Origin of the sequence: Bacillus sp. CGMCC 1.60114, from assembly GCF_042676365.1 — a bacterium.
In the GTDB taxonomy this organism is placed as follows: Bacteria; Bacillota; Bacilli; order Bacillales; family Bacillaceae_G; genus Bacillus_A; species Bacillus_A rhizoplanae_A.
The window spans coordinates 1-8,791 of record NZ_JBHTHG010000033.1; the positions used below are offsets into that span (position 1 = coordinate 1).

8 protein-coding genes are annotated in these 8,791 nt (G+C 33.0%); 3 read left to right on the forward strand and 5 right to left on the reverse strand.

What is annotated here, in order from left to right; all coding sequences use genetic code 11:
• Positions 1 to 450: 450 nt before the first annotated feature.
• A complete protein-coding gene (locus tag ACFQZ1_RS09695) occupies positions 451 to 1,458 on the reverse strand; it encodes a helix-turn-helix domain-containing protein (RefSeq protein ID WP_377881903.1) in 1,008 nt (335 codons plus the stop codon).
• A gap of 391 nt (positions 1,459 to 1,849) precedes the next feature.
• Here ACFQZ1_RS09695 and ACFQZ1_RS09700 point away from each other — a divergent pair, with 391 nt between their 5' ends.
• Positions 1,850 to 3,022 carry a tyrosine-type recombinase/integrase gene (locus ACFQZ1_RS09700; protein WP_377881905.1) on the forward strand — a complete coding sequence of 391 codons (1,173 nt, stop codon included), beginning with the start codon at positions 1,850 to 1,852 and terminating at the stop codon, positions 3,020 to 3,022.
• Positions 3,023 to 3,596: 574 nt separating this feature from the next.
• On the opposite strand, the gene ACFQZ1_RS09705 is transcribed toward ACFQZ1_RS09700, so the two are convergent.
• From ACFQZ1_RS09705 to ACFQZ1_RS09715, 3 genes are read right to left on the reverse strand one after another with little or no spacing between them, the layout of a single operon-like run.
• On the reverse strand, positions 3,597 to 4,511 hold the full coding sequence (locus tag ACFQZ1_RS09705) for an ABC transporter substrate-binding protein (RefSeq protein WP_377881907.1): 915 nt from the start codon (positions 4,509 to 4,511) through the stop codon (positions 3,597 to 3,599).
• A 16-nt stretch (positions 4,512 to 4,527) separates the two neighbouring features.
• Positions 4,528 to 5,532 (reverse strand): FecCD family ABC transporter permease, encoded by a 1,005-nt coding sequence (locus ACFQZ1_RS09710; protein ID WP_377881914.1) that lies wholly within the window; start codon positions 5,530 to 5,532, stop codon positions 4,528 to 4,530.
• A 12-nt stretch (positions 5,533 to 5,544) separates the two neighbouring features.
• On the reverse strand, positions 5,545 to 6,480 hold the full coding sequence (locus tag ACFQZ1_RS09715; protein ID WP_377881916.1) for a FecCD family ABC transporter permease: 936 nt from the start codon (positions 6,478 to 6,480) through the stop codon (positions 5,545 to 5,547).
• Positions 6,481 to 7,276: 796 nt separating this feature from the next.
• Here ACFQZ1_RS09715 and ACFQZ1_RS09720 point away from each other — a divergent pair.
• Both ACFQZ1_RS09720 and ACFQZ1_RS09725 read left to right on the forward strand, forming a co-directional pair.
• Positions 7,277 to 7,513 carry a hypothetical protein gene (locus ACFQZ1_RS09720; RefSeq protein ID WP_377881909.1) on the forward strand — a complete coding sequence of 79 codons (237 nt, stop codon included), beginning with the start codon at positions 7,277 to 7,279 and terminating at the stop codon, positions 7,511 to 7,513.
• 446 nt (positions 7,514 to 7,959) lie between these two features.
• Complete coding sequence (locus tag ACFQZ1_RS09725; protein WP_377881911.1) at positions 7,960 to 8,178, forward strand: alpha/beta-type small acid-soluble spore protein; 219 nt, start codon at positions 7,960 to 7,962, stop codon at positions 8,176 to 8,178.
• A 392-nt stretch (positions 8,179 to 8,570) separates the two neighbouring features.
• On the opposite strand, the gene ACFQZ1_RS09730 is transcribed toward ACFQZ1_RS09725, so the two are convergent.
• A partial coding sequence (locus ACFQZ1_RS09730) for a DDE-type integrase/transposase/recombinase (protein ID WP_377881913.1) occupies positions 8,571 to 8,791 on the reverse strand: 221 nt, incomplete at its 5' end.

Genomic DNA, 8,791 nt, shown 5'->3' on the forward strand with positions numbered 1-8,791 from the left:
CGAAAAGAATTCATTGATAAACTGTTTGGCATTGCAGCATAATCCGTAAGTTAATAGGAAATTCATATCCTATGTTTTTTTGAAATCATCTTTGCACCAGAACCCATTTATTTATTATGTGATAAAACACAATACATATCACATAATAAAATTATCGTAAACTAAATAATTATACTTAGAAAGTTGAAATAATAAGATCCATAGAAGAAATATGATTCTCTTTGAATCTAGTAAAAATATAAAAGAGAATTGGAATAGATTCTCTTCAAGTAGGGGCATTATTATACCCCATATTTTATTTATAAATTGCATTAGACTGAATGATAATTATGTAATTTTTATATAATAAATAAGGAGAATTCTAATTAAACATAACAAGTATTTATACTTCACTTTATTTTTTTAAGGTTGTTCCCTGATGAAAATTGAGCACTATCCATTATATAGATTTCAATTATTTCCTTCTTTTAATGTACTCATATATGTTTTAACAGCTTGAAATAAAAATTCTTCTTGTCCTAAACCTGCAGCTGTTGCCATTTTAATGACTTGTTTTTTAAATTCATGTTCCACATGGAAAGTTAATGGCTCCATATTACTTTTAAAGAATATTCCTTCAGCATGTGGTAATATAGAACCTGTTTTCATATGTGAATGTAAATACTTAATCTCTTCTTGAAATTGAATTGGATCAATCTTAAATACAAAGGGCTTAATTTCTACATGAATTGTATCTTGATCCACAAATAATCGCATATTTGTAGAACCAATTTCTCTGTAAAATAGTGTGATGAGTTTATACGTAATAGAGTCAAAAAGCTGTGGCTTTTTAAATTTAAATGAGATATAACCGCGTTTTGTAATAACTGCTTGCTTTTCAAAATGATCCACTTTGTATCCACGAGCTTTGTATTCAGATAAGGGAAAGATTTCTTCCTCCTGTGTCATGACTTTGCCATCTTTTCCGTTTATTTCTATAATACGAGCTAATTTAGATGTTTCATTGTGTGTAAGTAACTGAAATAAATACACTTCAGTATCCTCGATCTTGGTGATAAATGTTTTTCGTTCTTTCGTAGTGGTTTTTGCATAATGAAGTTGAAAGGTTTGTAAATCGTCTTCCGAAATCATATAAACTAGTTTTCCCCGCTTCTCGATTAATGTTGCGGGCAACTTTCCAGATTTAATATAAGTAAAGATAGTAGATGGTGCCACGTTTAAAAGTTCAGCTGCTTCTTTAGTGCTTAAGCCTCTTATCTCTTCTTCATTCATTAACTTTTCAATATCTTCTAAGTAAAATATTTTGCTACCGAATTGTTTCCAATTCTCTTTATATACACATTCTATTAGACCCTCTTTTTCTTTCTTCAAAACGGTCTGTACAGTTACTCCTAATATTTCAGCTGCTTCTTTGGTAGTTACTGTCGGCTTCGAAATAAATAATAAATCTTGTGACATTAATACAATGCCTCCTAATCTATAAACTTATATTTATATTATATCAGAGTATTTTATATATATTAAACATATAGGTACTATAAATCAAAATTTATTGTTTTTATATAAGTATATAAAATATGATATATGATTTATTAATTATTAAATTTCCAATCAATATTTAAATATAAAACGATTTAAATAGATTATTTATATCTTTTTAACGAATATTCATTTCTTAATAATTTATAAAAAAATATATGTATAGTTAAATATAGAAGAATGGGGGATTCTTACTGAAAAAAGATGATTTTTAATTTATATAATTCATGTAAGTAAATTCAATTACGTATTATAATGTATTATAAGATAATATATTAAGAATTTATACAGAAAGTAGGATAGTGATTGTATGGATAATAAAAATGGAAAAGAAATTATATCTATTAAAAACAATCAAAATGAATTTATAGATACATATATAGATAATATAAAAGATGTTGTTACCTTTTTGAATAACAGTCATTATATAAATGATGTAGAACAAAAAATGGAAGCAGCAGAAAGAGAGGGGAAGGGAAAATACGATTTCCTGAGTGACCTTGAAGTGATTTACCACTTTGTGCATATGCAAAAAGATATGGATGAAAAAAAGAATAGAAAAGAAGATACCAAGAAGAGCTATTTAACTGAAATACTATCATTTTGCCAATGTATGGTGCAGCATGCAAAAGAATTTGAGATAGATGGGGCAGAAGTAACAAAAAAAGCTTCCTTATTAAAAACACTAAAACCTTGGCACATTCGAAAATTTAATAACTGGTTAAAACAAGTAAAGAATGGCCGAAATGAATCCACATATGCAGTCGCAACACTTGCAAAGAAGACGGTTTTAATTCGTTCGTTTCTAAAACACTTGTATGGGTTTGGATACATAGAAAAACCACTTCATGAAGAAATGCAGCAGGCAAATGTAAACGCACAGGATCGACCAAACCGCGATTTATCTTATGACGAGGTTATGAAGATACTTGGTTTTTATAAAGATAGAGGACATTTAGTGAATTACACGATTCTGCTTGCATTAGCAAGTACTGGAGCACGTATTCAAGAATTATGTACAGCAAAGGTAAAAGATTTACATTACGATGGAAAGTACTGGATAAAAGTAACAGGAAAGGGGAATAAAGTACGTGAACTTTTCATTTCAGAACATTTGTATCAATGTATTTGTGAAATGAGAAAAAGAAGGGGATTTGAGACAGTATTGAACCAGGGAGATGAGCATCCTTTATTTGTGAATCAAAGAGGCAACTTTTATAGTGCCAAAACACTATCTAATCAGGTAACGGATATGATTAAAAAAACAAATTTAGATTTCTTAAAACATCGTGAAAACCCTGTAACTGCACATACATTTCGTCATGCTTTTGCGATTATGGCGGTAGAGCAGGGAAATGCTGATTTGTATCATCTTATGCAAACATTGGGCCATGAAGATATACAAACAACAAAGATTTATTTAGAAAAGCACATGAAACGTAAAAATAATGTGGGGACTACTTTTGCAGATATGCTGAATTAAAAGTAGAAAGACAATGAATAACAAAGAATTTCAATATATGTATCAAAGTAAACGATGAATAAAACAATACGACATAAAAAACACCACTCTTCCCGGTTATAGAGTGGTGTTTTTTATATAGGGGGTACCGCCACATCACTATCAAGCTAAGAAATACAAATACCTCCAAAACGAGAAAATTGACATCTTCATGTAAAAATGTACAATTTTTTTGTTTTGGGGTGTTATAAAATTCTTAAGTTGATGGGCATGTTGCCGTGCCCCTAAATGAATAGTAATAAAATTTTTATTTCAATTACGTTACGTAAAATCGAAATAACCTTAAAGGAAATACCTATGCATCTGGTTCAACGCGAATAGCTGAGGAGAGTAAAAAACAAACCGTAAGAACTACGGGGATAACCTAATCAATTAGAAGCTGAACTGATAGTTTTCTATACTTAGGGCTCTCCCACTTCAACGAAGTAAGTGGGGTTAGTTCAAGTCTAAAAAACTAAAGGTATCCCAAGCACTGTCTTTTGGGATACCTTCATGTACGCTCTTATAAAAGCGACTAAAATACTAAATGCTTTTATTACTTAGAAAAAATTTCTTTTGCATTATCCATAGCCATTTTATTTCCTAGCGCTGAGTAATCAAGCCAAGGCTGATCTGGAATCATATAAACATGCTTTTCTTTAACAGCTTTCAATCCTTGCCAAATAGCTGTTTTTTCTAATTGTTTGAAAGTCGTTTGTGATTTATCATCTCTATTAACAATGACAAAAATAGCATCTGCATCAAAATCTGGAAGCACTTCTTGAGAAATAACTTGATAAGGTTGGTTTTTATCAATTTTTTCAACACCATTGGCAGGTTTCAATCCTAAGTCTTGAAATAGAATTGGACCCATTGGTCGCTTTGTACTAAAAACTCGTAATTCTTTCGCTGTAACACGTATAGCCATTACTTTACTGTCTTTACCCAGTTTATTATTTAATAATTCTTTAACCTCTTTTGTTTCTTTTTCATAATCTGAAATAAATTGTTCTGCTTGTTTTTCACGATTCACTTGTTTACCTATAGATCTTAAATGATCCCTCCATGTTCCCTCATCAAGATTAAAAACATGTGTAGGAGCAATTTTTTTAAATTCATCTATATTCCCCCCTGAATATTCCTCATCTAAATAAATTTCAGAAGGTTTTAATTCAAGTAATGCTTCCATATTTGGATCCTTTACAGGTCCAAGTTTTTTAGTATCCTTTAACTTGTCCTTTACGTGTGGTAAAAAATCTTTTAAGTCTCCTCCAATAACTGAACCAGCTGGTGTAATCCCTAAAGCAAGTAAGTCATTCGTTAAGTGAATGGATAACGAAGCAATTTTAGGTTCTCCACTATTCGCCTTATCTTTGTTTGCTGCTTTGTTATCCTTTTCATTACTTTGACCACAAGCTGACAAGACAATAATCAGCATTATACTAAATAATATCGCAAACTTTTTTTTCATGAGCTTCTCCTTGTGTCTATTTAGTTTTTATAAGTAAATAAAGAAAATAAGGTGCCCCTATTGCTGCCACTACTATCCCCGCTGGAATAGCATTGGCCCCAAAAACAGATCGACCAATTGCATCTGCAAGCACTAAAATCACTAGCCCGATTAATCCTGAAAGCGGCAGAAAATGCCGATATATCCCCCCGACAAGACGACGGGCTAAATGCGGGGCAACTAAACCAATGAAACCAATTCCTCCTGCCATTGCTACACTAGCACAGGACAATCCTACCGCAGTTGCTAACAACAACAACCGACTTTTCTGAACAGAAACCCCAAGTCCTGCTGCCACATCATCTCCAAGCGATAACACATTTAGCGTTTTGGATTGAAACCACGCAAAGGGTGCTAAAATTAAAATCCACGGAAGAAGTGCTATAACATGAATCCAGTCTCTTCCCCAAACATTACCTACTAACCACCTAGAAGCGAACGTGTAGGTTTCTTCGTCTAAGCGAAGAGATAAAAAAAGTGTAATAGCACTAAAGCCCGCTGATACAGCAATTCCAACTAAAATCAGTCGAATCGGCAATATCCCTTTGTAACGTTCATAGGCCAATACTACAATTAAGAATGCTGCTAGTATTCCACCTGCAAACGTAAATAAAGGAATAAGAATTGCCGCTTGTTTATCCATTGAATGAAAATATGTAGCAAAAATAATAAGACCAAATGATGCTCCAGAATGTAGCCCTAAAATCCCTGGGTCTGCTAAAGGGTTACGAGATAACCCTTGCAAAATTGCTCCCGAAATCCCTAAGCCAACGCCCGCTAACATTGTGATTAATATTCGTGGTAGACGGTAATCAAATAAAACCGTTGAACTTTCAAAATCCCCGTATCCGAATAAAGTCTGAATTACTTTTACAGGAGAAATACGTAATGTCCCCGTATTTAAACTTAGCAATACGGAAACAAGGCTAATAGCAATAAATAGAATGGTAACGCCATAAACTCTCTTTGTATCTCTGTTCATTTTTCCTTTCACTTATAAATCCCTCCCTACTTTACGTGCGATATAAAGGAAGAAGGGAACACCAATAAACGCAACCATGATACCAATAGCTAATTCTCGAGGTGGATCAACTGTCCGAGCTCCTAAATCAGCTAAAACTAACAAAATCGCTCCTAATAATGCTGACATCGGAATAATAAGCCGATAATCCCCTCCAACTAACTTTCTAGAGAGGTGAGGAACAACAAGTCCAACAAATCCGATAGAGCCAACAGCTGACACAGAAACTCCTGCTAAAATCACAGCTACCGTTATACAAATTACCCTAACACGCATTGTTTTCACCCCAAGGCTTGTTGCAATACCACCTCCCATTGAAATGAGAGAGACAGATCGTCCTAAAAAGATAGCCCACATAATTGTAAACAAAATAATAGGGGCTAAGATACGCAAATGGGCCCACTTTATCCCGGCTACTCCTCCTGCATACCAAAAGGCCAAGTCTTGACTCAAATCGTAATATATGGCCACACCCGAGCTAAGTGAATGTAAAAGTGCTGCAATTACGGCACCTGAAATAGTAAGCTTAATTGGTGTTAGTCCTCCAGGAGTAGCCGAGCCAATAATAAAAATAAATAATGTACTTAGCACGGCTCCAATAAACGAAAAGACCATTAACATGGAATATGGCATACTTGGAAAAAATGCAAAACAGAGTGCAACAACAAACATTGATCCGCCATTAATCCCTAATATTCCAGCATCCGCTAAAGGATTTCGGGTTACTCCTTGCATTAAAGCTCCTGCCACAGCAAAAGCTGCTCCGACAATTGCTGCTCCCAACACACGTGGAAGACGCAATTCATAAATAATTTGTTGCGATGTTAGTGTAGGATTATAATGAAATACGGCTGACCATACGGTATGAACATTCATCTCTTTTGCGCCAAATGTTATAGCTAAAAACATGCTCACTATTAATCCTAAAGTTATCAAAATGAAAAGACTTAATTTTATATAAATATTTCGACGATTTTCTAAAGAAAAATTTTCTAACATTAATTACTCCTTTATCTTCTGCAGCATCTTTTGCGATAATGATAATTGTTATCATTTATATACATAAAATATTATATCTATACCATTGTACAATAGCAATAAAATCTTTCACTTTGGTTGCAAACAGGGATTCTGATTTATATCTATTAAGCTAGCAACGTGTGTCAGAACTCCATTCTAAACATAAAACTACCTCTAACATACTCAGTCCATCATGCTTAAAAAACGTTATCCTTTTAGTAGAGTCATTGATAAGGATAGCGTTTTTATCTCAAATAGCCAAGAATACTCCATCTCAAGGAATGTGAAGGGCGTAGCCCAATGAGTAGGTGGGAGATGAATTAGCCTTTTGTATAGCAAAACATGTTTTTTTGTTAAGATAAATATAGAACGAATTCAAGCGTGGTTGCTTATTGGTAAATAGAACTTGTCTAGTGGGGGTAGTTCAATACAGAAGGGGAAGTAGTAAATAAAAAGAATCTGATTACCTTTACAACAGGAAAGAAAAAGTTACCTACTCAGTTATCAAAATCACTCTACAATCAGATTGAGAAAGATAAGGTTCGAGGAGGTTTCAATTCATCTTCTGAAGTGATAAAACATATTATTACCGAATACTATGAGAAACGGACCGACAAAAAATAACATATTATTTTCCTTGCAGAAAGAGTGTTTTTGTAAAAAATATTCTATTAATTAGGATATAATGATAAATGAATTTGTTGTGTGTACAAATACTAAAAAAGTTGTATTGAGTTCTATTTTGGGAATAACTGTCATGCTAACAGGATGCCAATCTGACCTTGAAAAAGCACGTAAAGAAAGTAAGTCAAAAGAAGAAGTTAAGACAAAGGATGAAGAGAAATACTCTTTAAATGAAACGGAAAAAATACTCCGTAAGAAGCTTAAAAATGAATTAACTGATGAAGTAAAAAAGAAATAGCGCCAGGAATCGAAAAAAAGCGAAGAAAAAGTATACGAAAGAAAGATATGATGCTGCGATGAAAGATATAGCAACTGACATCCAACGTGTACAAGATGAAAAATTTAGAATCGATGATTTCTTTGCAAAGTATCAAGCGAAATAGTTCCGAATTTTATTTTGTAGAACCAGTATCACATTTAAAAAGCTTAAGTTTGTGAATCGAGACGAAACTTGATAGCTATCTATAAGAATTTAGAATAGTAACGTAAAACCTTAACTAATTTGAGATTTTTTCAAACAAATTTTTTTGTTCCTGGTGTGCGTAAAACTTCTACTATATATTCCATAAAGACGAAAATAGTTCTCTAGTGTGAATTCGATACGAAAATGGAAGAAATTTAGATTAAATGCATATTTATCCTAATTAAGAGCACATTATATACCAATATAATGGAGGTGTAATTATGAATATTCAACGTCATGATAATAATACAAATGAAATTCTTATTGCAGGGGCAGCAAGTGCAATTGAGCAAATGAAATATGAGATTGCTCGCGAATTTGGAGTCACACTTGGTCCAGAGACATCCGCACGTGCCAATGGTTCTGTTGGTGGGGAGATTACAAAACGCCTTGTTCGAATGAGTGAAGAGAAATTAGTGGGTCAATATAGAACTCATTAAAGATTTTTACATAGGTAAATTAAAAAAGTATCCTTACTCTAAACTAAGGATACTTTTTTATTTAATAAAAGAGGAGGAAAAAGAAGAGAAGTAAAGACTTGAGAAATTTAGTTTGATATAGGAATTTCAGTCGTATAAATATGTGAGACAGTAAGAAATCCCCTGAATATGAATTAGTAAAATTTTATTAAAAATATGGTACGTGAAATTATATAAAATTGATCTAATGATATATTGACATCTTTCACTGGTACTGTCGCACCTTTACCGTTTAGAAGTGGGAAACTTCTTTTGGATGAAAGTTAAAAGTCTGACAGATGCTGATTGAGAAATTTGGTTCTGTTGCAAAGTTTCCGAAGATATAAAGAGATGGGGAATGTTATGGACCAGTTTTATGAAACTATTAATAATTCATGTAATGCGTTATACGTCGAAAAAACGAAGTTTGATTGAAGACTTCGTTTTTGTTTGTATATAGCATGAACAGTTTCTATACCTTTAATAGTACTTGAGGCATGGCGAAGACTTTGAAATCCTAAAGAACGGGAGAATCGACGTTTCACATGCCGGTGATCTTGCTCAATGATATTATTGAGGTACTTGATTGTACGAT

Bases quoted from the DNA above. Each gene is read 5' to 3' on its own strand.
- ACFQZ1_RS09695 (WP_377881903.1), bottom strand. From the start codon at position 1,458: ATGTCACAAGATTTATTATTTATTTCGAAGCCGACAGTAACTACCAAA.
- ACFQZ1_RS09700 (WP_377881905.1), top strand. From the start codon at position 1,850: ATGGATAATAAAAATGGAAAAGAAATTATATCTATTAAAAACAATCAA.
- ACFQZ1_RS09705 (WP_377881907.1), bottom strand. From the start codon at position 4,511: ATGAAAAAAAAGTTTGCGATATTATTTAGTATAATGCTGATTATTGTC.
- ACFQZ1_RS09710 (WP_377881914.1), bottom strand. From the start codon at position 5,532: ATGAACAGAGATACAAAGAGAGTTTATGGCGTTACCATTCTATTTATT.
- ACFQZ1_RS09715 (WP_377881916.1), bottom strand. From the start codon at position 6,480: ATGTTTTTAGCTATAACATTTGGCGCAAAAGAGATGAATGTTCATACC.
- ACFQZ1_RS09720 (WP_377881909.1), top strand. From the start codon at position 7,277: ATGATAAATGAATTTGTTGTGTGTACAAATACTAAAAAAGTTGTATTG.
- ACFQZ1_RS09725 (WP_377881911.1), top strand. From the start codon at position 7,960: ATGAATATTCAACGTCATGATAATAATACAAATGAAATTCTTATTGCA.